Here is a 20036-nt window from a genome sequence, read left to right as displayed (position 1 = left end):
CAGGAGCAGGCGATGGCGAAACTCCCCGAGCTGCCCAAGGTACGCATCGCGGGCCCGTTCTGGACCGCCGAGGCCGAGGTGATCCGGCTGGCGGACCCGGTCGTCAACCTGGCCTTCCGCACGCTGTACGTCGACACGACGCCGCGCCAGGTGGCCGGTGAGAACAACGTGCTCGCGCCGGGGTCGCTACTGGCTCTGGTCTACGTCACCAGCGTCACGATCAACCCGACCGACGGCAGCACGCCGCAGTACGTATGGAAACGCACTACCGGTACGAAACCTGACGGGAGGCTCGCACCTGCGGCTATCCGGGCGGCAATCAACGCCGGCACGGCCAGTCTGCTACTGCTGCAAGCCCCTGCGGACGGCTGGCCGACAAGCATCATCGGCCGGCTCCCGACCTTCACCTGCCTGGGCGGCGAGATCGTCCTCGATCCGCTGACCGCCCAGGTCAACGCCACCGGGAAGCTCTACACCGCCTTGGGACTCGCCACGGCGCCGATCAGCGGGCGGTCCGGTGCGGCGAGGCTGCTGGGGGCCCTGTCCGTGCACGCGTCGGGAATCTCGGCGTACGGGCAGATCCGCTTGCTGTGGGACACCGCGCCGGTCAAGGCTGTGTTCCAGGTTGCCCGGGTCTTCCCGTCCGCCGTACCTCAGTACCGGATGTCGGTTGAGGTCGAACGGTTGACCGACGGTGAGGGCACTGCGCTCATCGATTCCTGGCGCCGGCTGAACCGCTACCTCAATCCGAACAACCCGCTGAACGGCCTGCTCGTACCACCGCCGACTCCGCAGTGGGCGACCCTGGAGCTCGCCGACCCGCTGGCGGTGCCACGCCTGTACTGGGAGATCGCGCCCTGGCAAGAGCAGCCCGGTACGCGCCCGATCAGCTTTGCGGGTGACGCCTTCAGCGTGCTGTTGAGCGACCGGCAGCCCTATGACCCGGCCGCTCAGCCGGACACACTCGCACGCATCGCTCCGGCCGCTGTGCGACTGTCGGTCGATGGGACCACACTGCGGGTGGATGTCTCGGGCGGTGACTCCCCTGCCGGTTCCACGCTGACCTACCAGGCCGATCGCGACACCTCCGGCTGGAACGAGACGGTCACCCTGGCTGCCACCACACTCGCCTTCGACCCGAACGACACCGCGCGCCGGCTCCGTGCCACCTTGCACGAGCCCGAGCCGTCCTGGAACGCCCCGGGCAGCCCCGTCGAACCGGCACTGCTCTGGGGGTTCACACCCCTCGACGACGGCTGGGCACAGCTCCCGCTCCCCAACTTGTCCGAACAGGTCTATCTGGATGCCGGTGTGGCTCGCGCGGAGCCTGCGGAGGTCCCCGACAACCTGCTGCGTGGTGCGGTCAGCTTCGGCAACGACGACCCGGCAGTGGCCGAGCAGGTCCCCGGCGAGCAGCCGTGGAGTCTCACCATCGCCGCCGCCCAACGACTGACCGCGAGCTGGGTGCTCGGTCCGAACGGCACGGAGTACCAGCTGCAGTCGGTCGACCTGAGGCTGGACGCACCGGAGGTGGCACTCAACGGTCTGTTCTGGCTGAGCACCGAGGCCCCCTCGGCGCAGGACGCCTTGCCGGACTTCGACGACTGGGTCGGCGGTCTGACGTCCCAGCCGCTGAGGACCGTCACCGGACGCGAGTTGTTCGCGCCCCTGATCCGACTGGCCTTTGACACGATCAGCTTCAGCTACCGGAGTACACCGGCTCCCTCTGCATCCCTTGCTGCCTGGGCGTTCCAGTACGGCGTTGACTCCGTCCTGCTCCGGTCTTTCATCACCAGCGGTGTACTGCGGCCGGACACCATCAGTACCGCGCTGCCGCTGGTCTGGCGACGCCACCCGACACTGCCGATGGTGCAGGCACTCGCGCTGACTCAGAGCGTCAGCCCACCGAACGTGCCGATCGCGAGCCGCCAGTTGGTCCCGTTCGAGCTGCCTGTGTCTCGTCAGGACGGCGTGGACCTGCCCGACAACTGGCGGTTCGCAGCAGGCAGTGCAGCGGGTTGGCCGCGGTACGCCGGTGGCGCCGCACCTGCTCGTGAGTGGATCGGTAGCGGCGAGGACGAGCTGTTCGACCTACCGCTCGCGGCGCTGTCTCTGCCTGGTCTGGTTCTCGACCCGCGGCCCGAGTCCGCAAGCCCGCAGAACGACTCCGGTCTCGGTCTGCCGATTCAGTACCGCTACGACCTGCCGTACACCGACGAGGTGCAGGCACTCGCGCAGCTACCCCGAATCCCCACGGACCCTCGGGAGAGCTCACCACTGCCGGACGCCGCGGCACCCGAGCCGCCGCGTCCGCTCACTCGCACGGACTACGCCGACCACTGGCGTACGCTCGCGGAGCGTGCCGGACTGGCGGCGGCCGACAGCGTGGCGGCGTTCGGACAGCAGTCCGGTAAGACAGTGCTGCAACACCTGACCTCGACCCGCACCTGGCCAGTCCGCGCCACACTCAACCTCGACGGCTATCCCGGAGAGGTGGTCCTGGACAACACCGACCCAGCCGCCAGTGCTCCCCTCTCCCTGACGGGTGAAGCCGCACTGACCGGGATCGACGGCAAGTTCGTCGACGGCGCGGACGGACTCCGCCGGCTACCGGCAGACGCTCCGCCGGACCCAGCGCAGTACCAGCTGACCGCAGGCAGCATGGCCGCGCGCGCCGGAGCGAACGGCTACACCGACCAGCGTGGACTGGCGCGGGGCGCCAGCCAGAGCACGTCCAACCTGATCAGGACTCCGCTGAGCCATCCGGTAGCGGGCGACGTGCAGCTGACCACTAGCCGGGTGCCGCTCGCCCTCGGCCATGCGGCGGAGACATGGCAGCTCTGGTTCCGTGACTTGCCGGCACAGGGAACCGCCTTCAGCAAGGCCGCTGCACGTTCGCCCAAGGCGGTCGAGCTCGACCTGGACAGCAACGATCCCGAGGCGCGCAGTACGGAGTACGAACACCGCACGGGGTACGAGTGGCGCTTGCGGCCGCTCACGGACGATCCGGACGAGCCGGTGTCCGCGCTTGACCTCTTCGGCCTGCAGTTCTTCCCGCTGGTACTGGACAACGTCACCTTCGCCGGGGACGGGGTCTCGGCGGTCGACGTGATCGGGCGGCTGCAGCTTCCGGTCGCGGGCTCCGACGACGAGCAGACCGAGCTGAGCAACTGCGTGCGGCTGACCTTCTCCGGGTCCGGTACGGCGCTGAGCCTGAGCGCCGTCAGCCTCGTGGGGGCTCCACTCGAGTGGCCGCTGGCGACCACCGCGGGCGAGGCCGGGGACGCGCCGCGGCTGCGCGTCGGTGGCGTCGCGCTGACCTCCGATGGCGCCGGGCTGACCGTTCAGCAGGTGCGGCTGTCGTTCCACCTCTTCCAGGTCGAGTGGGCGGTCGACCTACCGCCGATCAGCTTCCCGAACCCGGTGACACCGCCGTTCACGTTGCCTGGGGCAACGGGTACGGATCCGATCACGCCGCGGCAGGTAGCGCTCCACCTCGATCTGCCCGGCGGTCTGCACACACTTGAGCTGACCCTCGCCGTACAAATCGGCCGGCCGCCGACCGGACTGCAGGCGCTCTACCGCTTCAACGAGGGCAGCGGCGCCGTGGTCCGCGACACCTCGGGAGTCGGGGACCCGCTGAACCTGGCCGGCGGGACGACGCAGGGCATGACCTGGACCACCGACGGGCTGACGCTGGCCGGTGGGAAACTCGTCCGCTCCGGAGGTCCGGCGGCGAAGCTCATCAGCGCGGTCGAGTCGAGCAGCGAGCTCAGCATCGAGGCGTGGGTGAAGCCGGTCGCGGGTTTGCTGACAGCCGGCGATTTCACCATTTGCACCATTGCAGCCGATGACGGGCACCGGAATGTGACGGTGCAGCAGCACAAGGCGTTGGTCCTGGACTCGTCCACGATCGGCGCGTGGGTACGTACCGGCAGCACGGACGCCGCAGGTGAGCCGGATCTGGTCACGCCGGCCGGTCCGGTCGGCACGGGCCTGATGCACCTGGCGTTGACGCGCTCCGCGGACGGCCGAATGCGGATCTTTCAGAACGGGCAGCTGAAGGCGGAGCAGACGGTTGGCGGCACCCTGGCCGCCTGGAGTGACCAGTTCGAACTCGCACTCGGCAACGAGCTCACCGGTGGTCACGGCTGGGCGGGCACTTATCGGATGCTCGCGATCTACAACCGTGCCTTGAGCGCCGAGGAGATCGCGGCGCGCTTCGGAGCGGGCTCGGCGGTCGCGCCCGCCGCGGCCAGCGGCGAAGCCTTCGCGAGTACGCTGAACGTCAACCTGCTGGCGAACGGCGCCGATCGCTTCAGCATCGGCACTGCGAAGCTGTTCGGCGACCTCGACCTCGCACCCACGCTGCCCGACGGTTCGCCGGCGGCGCTCGCCGACGACACCACCCTGCAGTTCGGCTGGAGCGGCTACTCGGCGCCGGCTCCGGACGGTCTCCAGTTCCTGCCCGGCATGCGGCTGGCAGACGCGCAGACGCCCGGGCTCGGTGAGCGTACGGCGCCTGGTTTCGCGACAGTGTCCTTCCAAGCCACCGCGCGGCCGGACATGCTGCCGAAGCTCGAACTCACCGCTGCGTTCGTCGAGGCGCTGCTCTTCACACACTGGGGTCACTCACTGCAGGACAACCGGACTCGCACCGCCGGCAATGCGGAGCTGTACGGCTCGTCCAGCGGTGATCTGGTGGTCGGTTACACCTCGCGCCTGCAAGGTTCGGAGTGGCAAGAGACGTTCCTGCTCAACGGAATGCTGACCGCGACCAACCTGGTCTCGTGGCCTCAGCAGCTCAACTACGACATGGCGAACGCGCGCATCACTCTCCCCGCCGCGCGGCTGGCGGCACCACCACCGCTGACGCACCTGCGTCACACCATTCGCGTGCTCTTGAACCAGCACGAGTTACCCGCAACCTCTCTGACCGGTGCCGACGGCCCGTTGCTGTTCAACTTCGCCCAAGGGCACAGCTGGCAGCCACTGGCGGTCGTCGAGCACCAGCTTGTCGAGGTAGCACCGACCGCGGACGGTGGCACGCTGGGTCGCGAGACGCGCTGGACGGCTGTGCAGGAGGTGCGGCTGCTCGCACCTCAGCGGGCCGCGCAGCTCCTGCGTGCCATGAGGTCACTCAAGACCACCGATCCAGTAGAGGGCGTCAGCGCGCTCGGCACCGTGAGCGGAGGCTATCTGGCCGCCGGACTGTCGACACTGCTCGCGGACGTCGGCGCGGCGCTCGATGCGTTGCCGGAGGATACCCTGCTGGTTGAGGCGAGTGCCGACCACATGGTCGGACTGGTGCCTGTGGCAGAGAGTGCGGCCACCACACTGCAGTACCTGCCGACCGGCAGCCAAGGAGCGTTGCTCAGTAGCCCTGCGGACTACGCACCGAGTGATCCGACTGACCCGCGTTGGCTGTTGCTGACCATGCCATTCGTTGGCCGGTTGCAGGACACCGCCCGTGACCTGGCCCAATCGACGAGCCCGTTGCAGATCGATCCGGTGTTGCTGATCGCCCGGCTGCGAACCTCGGCTCCGGCCGCCGCTCTACCCGCGCCGGCGCTCGCCCTCTCCGGCTGGGCCGACAACGCGGCACGAACCGTCACGTTCGCCGGTCTGGACGCAGCCGTCGGCCATAGCTTCGCCAGACTCGATCCGCTGGCTCTGGAAGAGAGCTGGTTCCGCACCCAGAATCCGCCGGCCGAACCGCAGGAAGCCCTGCTGCAAAGCATTCTGGCGGCACTGCCCGAGACACCGGCCCGACTCAGCCGGTCGCCCGCCCTACGGCGCGCATTCGATCCACGGCGACCGTTCTACCCACCTCAGCCGGACAACCAGCCGGCGCTGGCCGAACCGTCGCCGTACGCCGGACTGGTGTGGCGAGAGGACAGTCTGCTGCTGACGCAGTCCGTGAGTGCGGTCGCTCCGGCGGGAGCTCCGCCGTACGGGTGGACGCTGGCTGCGGCCTTGATTGCAAGCAGTGGCCTGATCGGTCAGCCGACCACCGAGGGGCCGCGGCGCTATCCCGCAGCCACGCTGATCCCAGCACCGCTGGCTGTCGACGGCGTCGCCAACCCGCGTCCGTTGCACCTGGTCGTCAGCCCGTACCTGGGACTGCAGTGGCGGCCTGCTCCGCTTGTTCCGGCGACTGGTCCGTCGCCGTTGCAGACCCGGTTGCTGCTAGTGGAGCTGCTCTGTCTTGCGCCCGGTACGGCGGGGCTGCAACCGGTCGCGACCCGGATGTGGAGCACCGACGGCACCATCGACCTACGGGCCGAGGCACAGAGCTGGGCGGTGCAGTCGCAGCGACTACTCGCGCCGGAGTCACCGATCGCCGTGCTGCGCTATCGGACCATCAATGACAACACCGGCGCCGATGACCTTGAGGAGGCGGCGCTGACCACCGGGTACGCCTTTGCGCTGGTGCGGGTCGCCGCGGCGACGCCATTGGCGAGGCGGTTGTTCCGTATCCGTCCGGGCTTGGGTGACCTGCGATATCGCGAGGGGCAGTGCAACATCGCTGCGATCCCAGCGGCTGCCCATGATTTCGAGCTGGCGCCGCCGCAGACGATCGGCGTACAGCCCCTGCAGCTGACCAAGCCCGCTTGGCCTTGGGGACTCAGTGCGCTGCGGATGAGCTTGCAGTACACCGAAGGCCAGCAGGGAGTCAGCGGGGTTGCTGTGCCTGGCGATGCAGGGCAGACGCTGTGGTGGCAGACCCTGCAGCGTTCGGTGCAGTTCCGGTCGGCGCTACATACCGATCGCCCCGCGGCCGGTCTGCCACAGCGGTTCCGCGCGCCGGCGATCAGCAGTCTGCTGCCGGTGCCGCCGAACCCGCCGCTGCCTGCGCTGACCGAGTCACTGTTCGACCAGCCGGAGCTGCCGAAGCCGGCCGACGAGCAGGCTGCGATACCGGCCGGGCTGGCGCGGTGGCAGCCGGTTTTGCCAGGTGGACTGCGGTATCTGATGAGCGGAGCGCGGGCAGGGGCGTACCTGACCATACGGAACCATGTGCTGCGCCAGAGCGGCGTCGTACTGGATGGGGCGCACCCGCGGCCGCAAGGGCTCGGGCTGCTCTCTGGTGGGCTTCCGGTGCAGCACCGCGCGCCCCGGCCGGCCCCCTTGCCTGCCAACGACAACGAGCGGCAAGAGATCGCACTGCGGACGTGGGCGAGCCACTTCGACGCGGAGCGGTCGGCACTGGTGACGGTGTCCCCGGCCGACGAGGCGTTCCGGGCCGAGTTCAGTGATCCGCCGGAGGCACCGACGTACCGGCAAACCGCGCAGCGCCTACGGCTGCAGCTGGCCGCGGTCGAGCGGTACGCGCTGGAGGTGGACTGGGACGGCGTGCTGACGTTCGTCTATCGGGTCGATGGGAGCGTCACACTGGCCGCCGGGCAGCCGCAGCCAAGCACCATCCACGATTGGAGCCTGGCGCTGGAACTAGTGGTCGATGGGCGGGTAGTCGCCCTGCCGGACATCACTCCCCCGACAGTGGTGCTCACTCCGCAGCTGCGTGCTCAGCTTGGTGCAGCCGGTGTGCCGCTGCCCGGGCCGGACGTCGACACCGTTGAGACGGAGAAGTTCTTCATCCGCCAGTTCGGTTTGGCAGGTGGCAGTGCAAGCGCCCGGGACTTGATTGCCGGTGTGGCACCTGGCACGACGGCGCTGGCGCGGATCAAGGCGCAGTTCGTGCCGGCCGGGGCGCCGGCGTACCACGACGGCTACAGCCACACCCTGCGGTTCCCGCTGCGGGTGGCCAACCCGGCCCTGCCGTACCTGCCCTTGTCGCCGCGACATGTGCACTTCGAGGACCCGGAGTACAACCGGCGGCTGGCTTCGCCGTCAGCACATGCCAGCGTCTCGGTGCAGTTCCCGCAGCAAGCGGGAGCGACCAGCCCTCAGCGCCTCATCACACTCTCCGCCGAGCGCCGAGAGTATAACCCGGACAGTACGCTGGCGCTCCGCTTCGACTGGGACGACGCACCTCCGGGTGCTCCCCAGGTCACGCTGGCCCTGCAGCAGATCGACCTGGACCAGACCCCTCGGGACATACCCGGCGGCCCTGAACAGCTGACAGCGGGGAAGCTCTACGAGCTTGCGCTGGACCAAGTAGGTTCGTTCACGCCCGGAGAGCGGCTACGACTGCTGCTGCACGTCGACAACGGTCCGGTGAAACCGGCCCTTGTACAACTCGACATCGCCATCGTCGAGGCCCCGGTCATCCCCGCGACCGAGGCGGCGTACGCGCTGCTCCGCGAACAGACGATGGGCACCCAGACGGCCGTCGAATGCGTCCGGTTCGCCTGGGCCCCCGAGGCTGAACGGGTGGAGCTCGTCAACCCGGCCGACCTCCGCACCGAGGTCGTCCGTCGCCGAGCGGTCTTCCACCTCACCGACTCCACCCGCCCCGGCCGAGCCGAGGCGTACACCCTCCAGAAACTCACCCAAACCGGATCGACCCACATCCCGCCAAGCCTCTGAGGCCGACGCCATCAAGAACCGGGAAGCTGAGCAGGTTCAATACGGTTGACTTCAAACGCTGGATCACCGAACTCAACCAGGCCTTGGCCGGCTACCTCACTCCCCTCGAGTGATCCGGTTCGACTCAGCCCAGTTGGAAGGCACGCCGGTAGGCCAACGGGGACAGGTGCACCCGGCGCGTGAAGTGCTGGCGCAGATTGATTGCGGTGCCGAACCCACAGTGCCGGGCGATGTCCTCGACCGACAGTGAGGTGGTTTCCAGAAGTTCTTGGGCGTGGCGTACGCGCTGAGTAAGGAGCCATTGCAGCGGCGTCATCCCGGTCTGTTCCCGGAATCGCCGGTTGAGGGTGCGCGGGCTGATGGCCGCATGCCGTGCGATGTCGGACAGCGTCAACGGCTCACCGACGCGGTCACGCAGCCAGCGCATCGTCGGCTCGAGTGAACCACTGTCAGCCGTGGGCTCCCGGTGCACGATGAACTGCGCCTGGTCGCCGGTGCGCTGCGGCGGAATGATGATGTGACGAGCGACGTCGGCCGCGACCGCCGCGCCGAAGTCGTTGCGGACCATGTGAATGCACAGGTCGAGGCCGGTCGCCGCCCCCGCCGAAGTCAGTACATCGCCCGCGTCGACGAACAACACGTCAGGATCGACCTCGACCCGAGGGAACCGCCGGGCAAGGTTCTCGGCGGAGGTCCAATGCGTCGTTGCCCGCCGCCCGTCGAGCAGCCCCGCCGCGGCGAGGACGAAGGCGCCACAGCAGACCGAGGCGATCCTCGCGCCGCGGCCGTGCGCCTGACGAAGGACGTCGAGCACCTCGACGGACGGTTCGACGTCCGTCCGCGTACCGGGCACGATCACCGTGTCGGCCGTCAGGACCGCGGTCAGATCATGGGGCGCGGTCATCCGGAACATCACCGCTCCCCCGCGGCCGCACACGACCAGGTCGGGACGCTCCCCACACACGGCCACTTCGTACAGCGGAGCGCCGAACACCTCTCCGACCGGTTTGTCTTGCGAGCTCGCGGTCCCGAACACCTGACCAGGGATCGCGAGCTCGAGGGTCTTCACGTGATCAGCGGCGACGACGGCGACACGATGCATGGCGAGAATCTATCGGAGTTGGGCATTGTTGCCACTGTCGAGCGCTGCCAAGCCTCGCGACGATGGTCTGCGTGCTCATCCTCCTCCAGCTCGTCGTCTACGTCGCCGGGGTCATGTTCCTGATCCTGTTCGGCTGGATCGCCGGCCAACTATCACCTCCGGCAGCCCCGCCTGACCACAAGAGATGAGCAGGACCTTCTCGGCTTCTAGTGGGGAGAAGGCCGACTGATCTCGGTGTGCAGGCGGTGGGTGAGGTCGTCGAGCGCTGACGTGTAGTCCGCGCGGGTCTCGTCGATGACTTCATTAGTTGCCGGTCGGCGCTTGGCGAGATCGACGAGCCGCTCGGCAAGGTCGATGACAGTCGAGAGCAGGCCGGAAGCCAGTTCGGGTGAGAGCAGCTCGACGTGGCTCGCCGCGCTCAGGAGTTGCTCCAGTACGTCGTCCAGTTCGGTAGCGCTACGACTTGCTGCCACCCTCCGGTCGAGCGTGCGCGCCGTGCGGAGGACATCGGCGTACGTCGCGCGCTTCAAGGACCGCTCCTCTTCGAGCTGACGTGCCGCCCGGTCCGCGTTCGTCGCTCGGTCGGCGCGGCGGCCGGTCAGCCAGCCGGCGCTCAGCGTCCCGAGTACGCCGATGACGGCCACGACGATCGTCAGCCAGGTCGGATTCATGCCGGACACCGTACCGTCGCCCGGCCGCTGTCACAGTGCGCGCGCCGTGGCAAAAGACAGCATTGCCGGGATCGCCGCACCCACCGCGCTGATCCGCGCTGTGTCTTAGAGTGAACTGTGCGTGATCGGACCCGGGAGGACTGCGTGATGTCGATTGCCCGACAGGCTTTACGGAGGGACGCGAATGGCGGCTGACGGGAACAGCTCCCAGCCGGGCAGAGCCTTCGATGCCTCCGAACCCGTCCTGAACGCGATCCGTCCGCCGGCCGCGGCAAGGATCTGGACGGTTTCGGCACCGGTCGGGAACTTCGTCAACCGGACCGAACTGGTGGCGGCGGTGACCGCTCTCGCCACGACTCCTCGGTCGCGCCCTCCGGTGCTCGCAATCCACGGCGTGCCCGGGTCGGGCAAGACCAGTGTGCTACGCCGGTTGGCAGACGCGGTGGAGGAATACTTCGACCACGCGATCGAGCTTGACCTCGAGCAGATTCCGGGCGGCGCCATGGCCGATGTACTGGGCTCGGCCTTGTCTGATCTCGGCGTTGATCTGGCCGCCGTACCGCCTGACCTCCGGTCCCGGCGAAGCCGCTTCCTCGCCGTCACCGACCGGCGCCGGGTGCTCGTACTTGTGGACGGAGCGACGGATGCCGCGCAGATCAGCCAGCTGACACCGAACTCGTCGGCGGCAATGGTCATTGCCGCTGGCAACATCCGGCTCGACGACCTGGCCCTCGACGGCGCTACGGTGCGCCGCCTCGGCGGTCTCGATGCCGAGCACGGACTGGAACTGATGTCCACGATCCTCGGAGCGGACCGTCTGGCCGGACAGAACGATGCCGTCGACCGTCTCGTCACTCTGTGCTCCGGGTCACCACTCGGCCTCAAGATCGCCGCCCGGCAGCTACAGCTCGAGCCTGAACTCTCGGTCGAGCACCTGGTCGCGGACCTCGAGTCACGCGTACACGACGCCGAGCCAACGCCCGCACGAGCAGGTATCCGGCACTCCCTGACGGCAATCTTCGACTCCTTCGAGGACGTGATGCGCAAGGACGTCGCAATGACGTACCGAGCACTCGGCACGGTTCCAGCCGATCGCTGGCCCAAGGAGACCATCACAGCCCTGCTGGCGGAAACCACGGTCGACGTGGGGGCAGCACTCAGCGAACTCGTACGGCTCGACCTGCTCCAGTTGACCGACGGCGGCTACCGGATGCTGTCGCTCGTACGCTCACACGCGGAGCGCGCCGGCTGGTCGACAGACACCGGCCTCCGCGACGCTGGGCGAGCCCGGATGATCCGGTCATGGCGTTCGCTGGCTGTCGCGGCCGATCATGCCGTTCAGCGCGACCGGTTCAGAGTGACCCCGACCGACCTCGAAGCCGGCAGTCCCGCGTTCGCCGACGCCCAAGATGCGATGCGGTGGTTCGAGACCTGGCACGATGCGCTGCTCGAGGTCATCGTCGGTGCGGCGGCGCAGGGACTCGACACCGAGGCCTGGCAGATCTTCGAAGCCTGCTGGCCCTTCCACACCAGCCACAACCTGTACCACGAGTGGATCAAGGCCGGCACCGTTGCCGTGGAATCCGCCGAACGTTCCGCCGACCGACGGGCCGAAGCGCGGATGCGGTGCTATCGCGCCCGTGCCTGGATGGAGCAGGGCGACCTTGGCCAGGCAGAAGCCGACATCCAGGCCGCGACCGAACTGAGCAACATCGTCGACGACCGCGCGTTGCGAGCATCGGTGCTCGACTTCGAGGGCCAGCTCCGCGCCCGCTATGGCGACGCCGCAAGTGCGCTCGCGGCGTTCGACGAATCACTGCGTCTGAACGAAGAGCTCGGAGACCGACGTGGCATCGCATTGCAGTCACAGTTCCGCGGCCGCTGTCTCAACCAGCTAGGGCGGTACGACGAGGCGCTGGCGGCACTGAACCGGGCAGAACAGCTCATCACGGGACTCGGCGACCATCGGGCCGAGTCGCGCATCCTGCACAGCAAGGCGCGGGTCTTCCGCGCCCTTCGCCGATCGGACGATGCGGTGGAGGCACTCAATGACGCACTTCGCCGGGTAGCGCCGCTGGGACAGACCACTCTGGTCGTAGCGCCGCTGGAGTTGCTGCGCCAACTGGCTCAGGAGGCAGGTGACGCGGTCGCCGAGACGAGCTACCTGACCAAGCTCCAGTCGATCTTCGCGGCCACCGACGATCCTCGCGGCACTGCCGTCGGACAGCGCCTGACCGAGCTCGGCCACCTCGGCGGGACGTGATCTCGACCAAGCCGACCGCATCCAACCATCGTCGGCACCTCAGTGGGACGTGACCTCGACCGAACCGGCCGCATCGCCGACCGTTGCCGTCACCTCGGTCCGTTCGAATCCCTCGGCGCGCAGGTACAGCCAGATCGCTGCCGCCACGACGCCGTCGATCCCGCGATACGTCATGGAGTAGGCGGTCGGGCCGTGCCGCGCGGTCAGTGCGGCTGAAGTGGGGTTCTTCGGTGCGACGACCAGCCGGCATCCCGGGTACCGATCCAGGATGGCTGAGGCCCAGCTGCCATCGGTGGCGTCCGGCGCAACGATCGCCGCGGCGCGTTGCAGGATCGCCTCTTCAGCGTCGCCGTACGCAACAAGCCGACGCGCGGCACCCGGCCGCGCGAACTCGTCCAGCTCCGCGGGGAACCGCTCGACCCGAAGCGCCGATCCGTCGTCCGCCACCTCCACCTGGAAAGCGCGGATATTCGGCGGCCGGGCGTCCCAGACCTCTGGTACGGCCGCGCGAGGACGATGCACCGGCGCAAGGCCGAGCATCTCGAAGAACTCACGCTGCAAAATGTCCAGCGACTGCCCTTCGCGCTCGAACACTTCCGCCGCCAGGCCGCGGTTGATGTCCACGCTCGACAGTGCTGCCCTGATCTGGTCCGCCAGCGACAGATGTCCGTCCAAGCGCGGCGCCGTCCGGCCCAGCTGCCACATCGCGGTATCCCTAGGTACTTCTTCAGCGCCGAAAGCGCCGAGAATCAAAGGGGTTCCGAGTCCAGTCGCGTACGCCGACAACGACCCGTGATCGCCGATCACGCACTCCGCGGCCGCAAGTGCACTCTGCCACGGTCCCGTCGGCGGCACCAAGATCAGTCCGGAGGCGAGCGCCGTCCGAAGCCAATTCCGGATCTGCCACCCGCCGTGCTCGGCCCAGACATTCGGATGGAGTACGACGGCCACCCGAAACTCGTCGAGTGGAAGCTCCGCCAGCAATTGCGGCGGCAGCGTCGGCCAGCGCCCCAGCAGCGATCGCGGGCCCCAGGTCGAGGTCACCGTCACCAGCCGTTGGCCGGGTTGCAGGCCGAACTGGCGACGAAGCTCCTCGCGGTAGCCGGCCAACTGAATCAAGGCGTCCATCGCTGGATCACCAGCGACCAGAATCCGGTCCGCGAACTCGGGAAGCAGCCGGCGTTGGTTGCGATGGGAAACAACGACCAGCGACGGTACGCGGCGGTCATCGCGCCAGAGCGCACGGGTCGTCAGTCCGGCCCGCTCGCGCGTGCCCCCAACGTTGTGCGGCGAGTACTTCTGGAACCCTGCGCCATGCGGCAGAAGTACCAATGGTCCATGCAGTTCATGCAGATCGTCGTGCTCGCTCGCCGACAAGATCAGGTCATACGTGGTCGCCACGGCATCGTCCCAGTCGACAATCCGCGCGCCGAGCCGCCGCAGCACGGCCGGCACCTCCGCGCCGAACCTCGACCCGGAGCTGACGACGAACTCCACACCCACTCGCGGATCGTCGCCGAACACCACCAGAACCTCGAGCAGCCGATTCAGCGACGTCACCGTCCGCGCGACTGCCAGGACCCGCCGCTCAGAAGTGACCGTCTCCCACTGCGGGCTCATCCGCCCACCGACAGCTCACAGAACGAGCCAACGAGCCAACGAGCCAACGAGCCAACGAGCCAACGAGCCAACGAGCCAACGTTACGCGGTGGCTGCCGGCGTCTGGCGAGCGACTGCCCCATTCACAAGACCGTGACAGGACAGCATGGATCGTCCACCTATCTCCCGCTGTCGCTGTCCCCATCACGTTGCCAATCGATCCATAATGCCCCGACGTTATCAACTCCTGTTCACGGCTCCAGGTTCCGGAGTGCTCTGATCGGCATGGCACGCGGTTGGGCGGCAAGCCGACCCGGATGGCCGTGTCCTCTTACGACCGAGCGCGGCAGGCCGTCGACCGGAGGCTGCGGATACCAGGGCTGTTTGAGCTCGGCTGAGGTTAGGCCTAGGAGGCGGCGGGCGACGATCAGTTGCTGGATTTGTTGGGTGCCTTCGAAGATGTCGAGGATCTTCCCGGTGCTGAGCGCCACCCGCGACCGGAATCCGTCAACATGCCCCCGACCTGGCCTTTCTTACTCAACCTCCCTCGCCGGTGATCGACGCTTAGCAGCCTCCGACGGAGCAGTGACGGAGCAGCGCCAGGGAGCCGCATGATTCGGCAGGCCGTCGACGAGCGTCCAGACGTGATCGAGCGAGCCGCCGACCGGCACCTCGTGCATGACCAGCGCAGGGTCGAGCTGGGCTGTGCCAGGGTGGGAAGATGAGTCCGGGCCGTCTGCCTCGCACGCCCTGATGACTGGTGTGCCGTCGAGCGATGCGCCTAGCGCACGGATGGTGGCTCGAGTGGTCCCGGTTCCTCCTTGTTGGGTGCAACTTTCGGATCGCTCAACCCGAGGACCGTGTCGCGGCCGCTGGTCCTCGCTGCCGGCGTGGTCGGGCACGGCGGGAGGGTCGTTCCCGTACAGGTCGGACTGATGCTGCCGAAGATGTACTGCCCGTCATAGATGACGACACGAGCAGAAAGCGCCGATCCCACAGGGCTTGGCCACGTGACATTGCCTCTCCAGTGACCGGTGCTGTCCGTGGTGAAGTTCTGAACCACAAACCATCCCCCGGTGCTGGAGTTGAGTTGCTGAAGAGAGCCGCTACGGCCGCCATAGTTGATGAGTCCGTGCGGTGCGATGGCATAGCGTTGCGCGTACACGTGGGCGTTGATGCCACCTGCGCAGTTGTTGGTCGGCAGCGCGTCGATCTTTGACACCATGCGGATGTCGGTGGTTGGGGTGTTCTGCGGCACGGCCGCCTGGATCTGCCCGGAGTCTGCCGTGCCGGGGGTCTGCTGGCCCGCGGTAGCAAGGGTGGTGTCGCCTCGGGTTCTGGCGCCGGCCGGCTGCCAGGTCCACGGCGCAAGGCTGGTGGTGTCGAACACGCCCCACGAGGTTGGGTAGCTGAAGTGAGAGTGCACGAGGCCGCCGCGCGCTGCCCAGCGGCCTCGCTCGAGGACACACCCGCGGTCAACAGTGCAACCGTCAACAGCGCCACGACTGGCAGTACGACGACGCTGCGAGAGAGGTGTCGTGCGCGGCTAATAGCCACGGTCATCTGCCTCTTCCTCCAGGTTTGTCCAGGACAGGTACTGCTCGGCGAGCTCGGCTCGGTAATCTGGGCTGTTGCCGCGGAGCCCATCGACAGTGCTGGCGACGAGCGTGGCGATGTCGGGGTATCTCTCATACGGCGCATCACCCGCGTCGTCCAGGATGATGCTGAGGTCGCCGCGGCCGCCGGGCCGGACAGCCAGGTAGCTCCCGCTCAGGTCGATCGCGAATGGAATCAGCGGCGGACGTTCCCAGGACTCTGCCATCCGGCGGCACCGCTGGTAGCGCACAAGGGCCTCGTCAACGGTGAACGGGTACCACTCCCCGATGAAGCTGAACCCGGAACTGCCGCGGGTCGCAGTGCCTGCGTGCGCGTCGTACAGCTCTCGCAGCTCGACCGGCAACACACCAGCCGTGTGGGCCCAGTTCTCCGCCTCCGACTCGGTGATCGGCGGACGGAGGTCCGCGAGAATCCGCGGGGCCCGCTGGCGTAGTTCGACGTCGATGGCCTGCCAGTCCGACACGATGCTCATCATCGCTCCTGGTACGCGATCACTCTGAAGCCGTCCAACTCCAAGATCCGGTCGTCTTTGTACCAGAGGCCACGTTTCCAGCCCTCGGTCTCGTTCTGCGTGGCGTCGATAAGCTTGACCGAGTAGTTGGTCTCCGGATCGTTGAATGTGCCTTCATAGGACGACGCGAAGGGGTACTCGTCACACTGCTCGTCGGGTTCGCTGTTGAACCACTTCTTGCACTGATACTTCGCCCGGTCCCGCTGCGCCTGGTTCAGATTCGTGTCGACGGTCCGGGTGAGGTTGTAGGGGATGTACTTGTTGCCACTGGGGTCCGGTGGCACCGTCGAGTTCGGATCATTGATCGCTTGGTAGACGTGCTTCGCGACATCACCGACCTCACCGTCCGCCCTGTTGAGGGTCCACTGCGGAACGACCCCCGCGAAGATGCACGCCGGACCGTTGAAGGTTGACCGGGTGGAGCCGTCACACCGCACGACCGACTTGATCGTGCCGGCGGGAAAGGTCTGACCGGCCGCGAGCGTGGTCAAGGCATCGAACTTCACACCGAGGTTGAGTCCGGTCTTGCGGTCCGGCAGCTCAGGTGTGGCCGCCGGCAGGTCGACGGTCGTCGTGAACTCCAGAGGCGTTCCGGCGGCCAACTGGGCGAAGGTCGCCTCGTGGCACGAGCCAGGTGCATCGCCACAGCTCGTGTTGCCGTACACGAAATCGCACGAAAGCGACATCCGAAGACTCGCGTTGCCCGGGGTCACCTTGCTGCCGTTGTCCGCGTTGACCTGATCGATGTAGACACGCACGACGACCTGGTTCGTGCTCTTCGATCCCCAGCCGATCAGCGTCGTACGCCAGGTCAGGCGCCCCGTCCTGGATCGGCCGACGGTCGGTAAGTCTTCGTAATAGTCCATCTTGGAGTCGGTCCACGCGCACCACTGGTAGTGGTTGTAGATACGACCGGCTCCGTGGCTGCGGCGAACTTACTCCTGCCCGCCGTCGCCGGCTGAATGGAACTCGCATCGACAGAGTAGGTCTGCCCCGACTGAATCGCGTAGGCGTTCAGCGCACGCTGGAAGTCCTTCTCCCGTTGCTCCTTTCGCCAGTTTCTTCATCGGCGGCATCAGTTTCGCTGGCCCCAACACGCTGTTCGGGCGAGCCTGAGCAACCGCCGCTGGGCCAGGCGTCTGTTGGACAGGATCAGCCGACGCCTGAGAGCTGAATCCGACGAGCAGGCTGAAAGGCCACGCCAGCACAGATGAGCGTTCGAGACCTCACGGATCAACTCCTGGCAGAGGGGCGGACTCGTCAGCTCTCACATCGTGCGAAATCCCCACACCGTTACAGACAACTATGTCAACCGTGACCAAGAAGCGCGGCGTGTGGAAAGCGGAGGCAACGGAGGCCGGTCGGCATTTCGCCGAGCACGGCTGCTACCCAGTTGGACACTGGACGAACACCTCGGACACGACACGCGCAAAGAGCGCGGCGATATCGTCCCCGGCGAGACCGACCATTCCGGCACGCGCAGAGCGGAAAGTCACCGCCTTGCGCCCGGTTGACCAGATGATTGCCGACATCGTGGCAGCAGGCGGGAGCATTGAGTCGAGGATTTCCACAACTATTACGACAACCTCGTGTCCTCAGCCATACGGCACGGAAAGGTCCCCGAGGGCAAGCTGCTGGACATAGCACACCGCAGCTGGCCCATGAGGGTGCTGCAGTTGGTAGACAAGCCAGCCTGGATGAACGCCGTCCTGGAGCCGATCGAGGTATCCGATCGGCTCGTCAAAGCCCACACCGCGATCGTCGCGCTCCGCGCCGACAAGGAGCATCGGCTGCGGTTCAAGGGCAACGTCCGGCAAAGAGCACTATGCCTGCTCGATGCGATAGCCAAGAGCGCCTCAGCACGGGGGTGGGAAGTCACCTGCCCGGCCCGGAACCGCGACGATCACCATCCCGCCGACCTCGCTGTCTCCATCACTGGACACACATACGGCCTACAGGTCTCCGAGAACGACGACAAAGTCCCGCACCAACCAACCGCGAAAGAGCACCGCGACTTCGAGAGGTGGGGCTACCCACGGGTTCCGACGTACGACAAGGTCCCCTCCGGCCGGCTAACCATCGCAGTCGCCAGCGGCATCCCGGTTCGCCAGTCCACCTTCAGCGACACGAAAACGATCAACCTCGCCGAACGGCGCCTGCGTTGGCAACAGGTCCGAGACGAGGCGGTCGCCGCCCTGCGCGAGCACAATCGCGCCGCCACTTTGGCCGCACAGGCCGCCCAATGGCGCACCAGGAAGCGCGGGTGGAGGTCAGGTGTCGGAATCGAACCGACGACCTTCTCATTATCTAAAGGCTTCTCGCCACAGTGCCTGGTCAGAGGGCACTTTCGCTATGAACTGCCTGGTCAGGCCACGATTCGCTGGATCCTTTGGGGCTCAGATCGGTTCGTCAGGGATCGCTGGAGGGCTTGCGTCTTCCGTACTTTGCTCGTCTTTCTTGCCGCCCGCAGCTCGGTCAATGACGTGCGAACGCTCGGTCTCGAGAGCTGGAATATCCAGTTCCTTGGCCATCCTCAGGTACAGCGTCTTCACCGCCTCGTTACGCTGCCTCTGGTCCCAGACAACGCCAGGCTTGGCAGGACTGGGAATCAAAGGACCGCCTCTTTCGCGCGCCGCCTCCCACCGCGGTCTGAACCGAGCCACGATGGCCGGATCGGTCACGTGAACGAAGCGACCTTTTTTCGTCTTCGTGATCTCCGGCGGCAAGTCGAAGACCGTCCCGTCCCCGGTCGAACGTGAGCATCGGGGCGTCGACGCGCGTAGCCTCGCTGACCCGCAGACCAGTTACGGACTGCAGCAATGTGAGGTCGATAGCGTTCGCTATTACCGCAATGCGGTCCTCAAGTGTGTACATCCCACGCTTGGGGGGCTCGACTCCCTCGGCAGGGTCGAGAGCCAGCAGATAATCGATTACGGCAATCCACTCATCGACGCTCAGAGCCACACCGCCACGAGTCTGGGTGTCACCCTTGACCCCGGCGAGATCGAGGCGCTTGCCTGCAATGGGCGAGGCGTCGATCAGTTCGTCGCGAATGAGCTGGTCGAGCACATACTTGCCCAGCACACTGCGAGCTTGGCGTGCAGTCTCCGACCCGTGGAGCTCGGCTACCTCGGTAAGGCACCTCTCGAGGACACGGAAGCTGAAGACTCCGCTGGCCCATCCGGTGCGCTCCGACGTCACCGATATGACCGATCTCGCCACGCTCGCCAAACAGGCCTCGGACACTCTCAGCGGCATCGACTACCTCTTCGTCACCCAGGGCATCGCCGAGTTTCAGACGCTCGAAGAGGTCACCGAGGAGTCCTGGGACCGGATCTTCAGTGTCAACACCAAGGGCTCATTCTTCACCGTCCAGCAGCTGGCCCCGCTGATCGCCGAGGGCGGCTCGATCGTCTTCACCACGGTCTCGAACGACGAGATCTTCCCGGGCCTGAGCGCCTGTTCCGGCGCGAAGGAGGCGGTCGCCGCCTTCGCGAAGGTCCTCGCCGCCGAGCTCCTGCCGCGCGGCATCCGCGTCAACGCGGTCGCTCCCGGGTTCATCCTCACTCCCACCATGGGCGTGGCCGAGCTGACCACGGATCAGCGGGCCGAGTTCATCGAGCAGGGCAACGCGTCCACTCCGATGGGCCGTGGCGGCACCGTCGAGGAGATCGCCTCCGCCGCCCTCTATCTGGCGGTGGACGCTACCTTTGCCACCGGCATCGAACTCCCCGTCGACGGCGGCTTCGGCAAGGGTCTCGGCCACTGACCGCTTCCGGC

The 20036-nt window shown here is 67.0% G+C and carries 11 protein-coding genes; 4 read left to right on the top strand and 7 right to left on the bottom strand.

Features of this window, described 5'->3' with window-relative positions:
• Positions 1-12: 12 nt before the first annotated feature.
• A complete protein-coding gene (locus tag HDA44_RS03205) occupies positions 13-8493 on the top strand; it encodes a LamG domain-containing protein (RefSeq protein ID WP_184831168.1) in 8481 nt (2826 codons plus the stop codon).
• Between the two features lie 124 nt (positions 8494-8617).
• Here the strand turns inward: HDA44_RS03205 and HDA44_RS03200 are convergent, their stop codons facing one another.
• Together HDA44_RS03200 and HDA44_RS03195 are read right to left on the bottom strand one after the other, a co-directional pair.
• Positions 8618-9595: a GlxA family transcriptional regulator gene (locus HDA44_RS03200; protein ID WP_184831166.1), complete on the bottom strand. Its 978-nt coding sequence runs from the start codon at positions 9593-9595 to the stop codon at positions 8618-8620.
• Between the two features lie 206 nt (positions 9596-9801).
• Positions 9802-10266, bottom strand: coding sequence for a hypothetical protein (locus tag HDA44_RS03195; RefSeq protein ID WP_184831164.1), 465 nt, complete (start codon positions 10264-10266; stop codon positions 9802-9804).
• A 184-nt stretch (positions 10267-10450) separates the two neighbouring features.
• Between HDA44_RS03195 and HDA44_RS03190 the strand changes: the two genes are divergently transcribed.
• Positions 10451-12529, top strand: coding sequence for a tetratricopeptide repeat protein (locus tag HDA44_RS03190; protein WP_184831162.1), 2079 nt, complete (start codon positions 10451-10453; stop codon positions 12527-12529).
• 39 nt (positions 12530-12568) lie between these two features.
• Here HDA44_RS03190 and HDA44_RS03185 read toward each other — a convergent pair whose 3' ends face one another.
• The 5 genes from HDA44_RS03185 to HDA44_RS03165 all read right to left on the bottom strand — a co-directional run bounded on the left by HDA44_RS03185 (position 12569) and on the right by HDA44_RS03165 (position 17122).
• Positions 12569-14149, bottom strand: a complete 1581-nt coding sequence (locus HDA44_RS03185) for a UDP-N-acetyl glucosamine 2-epimerase (RefSeq protein WP_184831160.1) — start codon at positions 14147-14149, stop codon at positions 12569-12571.
• 230 nt (positions 14150-14379) lie between these two features.
• Positions 14380-14619, bottom strand: coding sequence for a hypothetical protein (locus tag HDA44_RS03180; protein WP_184844889.1), 240 nt, complete (start codon positions 14617-14619; stop codon positions 14380-14382).
• A 290-nt stretch (positions 14620-14909) separates the two neighbouring features.
• Complete coding sequence (locus HDA44_RS03175) at positions 14910-15518, bottom strand: hypothetical protein (RefSeq protein ID WP_184831158.1); 609 nt, start codon at positions 15516-15518, stop codon at positions 14910-14912.
• Between the two features lie 156 nt (positions 15519-15674).
• A complete protein-coding gene (locus tag HDA44_RS03170; protein ID WP_184831156.1) occupies positions 15675-16217 on the bottom strand; it encodes an SMI1/KNR4 family protein in 543 nt (180 codons plus the stop codon).
• Complete coding sequence (locus tag HDA44_RS03165) at positions 16217-17122, bottom strand: NucA/NucB deoxyribonuclease domain-containing protein (RefSeq protein WP_184831154.1); 906 nt, start codon at positions 17120-17122, stop codon at positions 16217-16219. Before HDA44_RS03165 ends, HDA44_RS03170 begins: the two co-directional genes overlap by 1 nt.
• Positions 17123-17917: 795 nt before the next feature.
• Here HDA44_RS03165 and HDA44_RS03160 point away from each other — a divergent pair.
• Together HDA44_RS03160 and HDA44_RS03155 are read left to right on the top strand one after the other, a co-directional pair.
• Positions 17918-19015: a hypothetical protein gene (locus HDA44_RS03160; RefSeq protein WP_184831152.1), complete on the top strand. Its 1098-nt coding sequence runs from the start codon at positions 17918-17920 to the stop codon at positions 19013-19015.
• 263 nt (positions 19016-19278) lie between these two features.
• Positions 19279-20025, top strand: a complete 747-nt coding sequence (locus tag HDA44_RS03155) for an SDR family oxidoreductase (RefSeq protein WP_184831150.1) — start codon at positions 19279-19281, stop codon at positions 20023-20025.
• The last annotated feature ends 11 nt before the right edge of the window (positions 20026-20036 follow it).

The organism is Kribbella solani (assembly GCF_014205295.1).
Classification (GTDB): domain Bacteria; phylum Actinomycetota; class Actinomycetes; order Propionibacteriales; family Kribbellaceae; genus Kribbella; species Kribbella solani.
Note: the sequence above shows the minus strand (reverse complement) of the source record. Positions and strands in the feature narration are given on the sequence as shown.

Coding starts and splice junctions, on each gene's coding strand:
- HDA44_RS03160 (WP_184831152.1), top strand. CDS start 17,918: ATGAGGGTGCTGCAGTTGGTAGACAAGCCAGCCTGGATGAACGCCGTC.
- HDA44_RS03185 (WP_184831160.1), bottom strand. CDS start 14,149: ATGAGCCCGCAGTGGGAGACGGTCACTTCTGAGCGGCGGGTCCTGGCA.
- HDA44_RS03195 (WP_184831164.1), bottom strand. CDS start 10,266: ATGAATCCGACCTGGCTGACGATCGTCGTGGCCGTCATCGGCGTACTC.
- HDA44_RS03200 (WP_184831166.1), bottom strand. CDS start 9,595: ATGCATCGTGTCGCCGTCGTCGCCGCTGATCACGTGAAGACCCTCGAG.
- HDA44_RS03190 (WP_184831162.1), top strand. CDS start 10,451: ATGGCGGCTGACGGGAACAGCTCCCAGCCGGGCAGAGCCTTCGATGCC.
- HDA44_RS03165 (WP_184831154.1), bottom strand. CDS start 17,122: ATGGACTATTACGAAGACTTACCGACCGTCGGCCGATCCAGGACGGGG.
- HDA44_RS03155 (WP_184831150.1), top strand. CDS start 19,279: ATGGGCGAGGCGTCGATCAGTTCGTCGCGAATGAGCTGGTCGAGCACA.
- HDA44_RS03170 (WP_184831156.1), bottom strand. CDS start 16,217: ATGAGCATCGTGTCGGACTGGCAGGCCATCGACGTCGAACTACGCCAG.
- HDA44_RS03205 (WP_184831168.1), top strand. CDS start 13: ATGGCGAAACTCCCCGAGCTGCCCAAGGTACGCATCGCGGGCCCGTTC.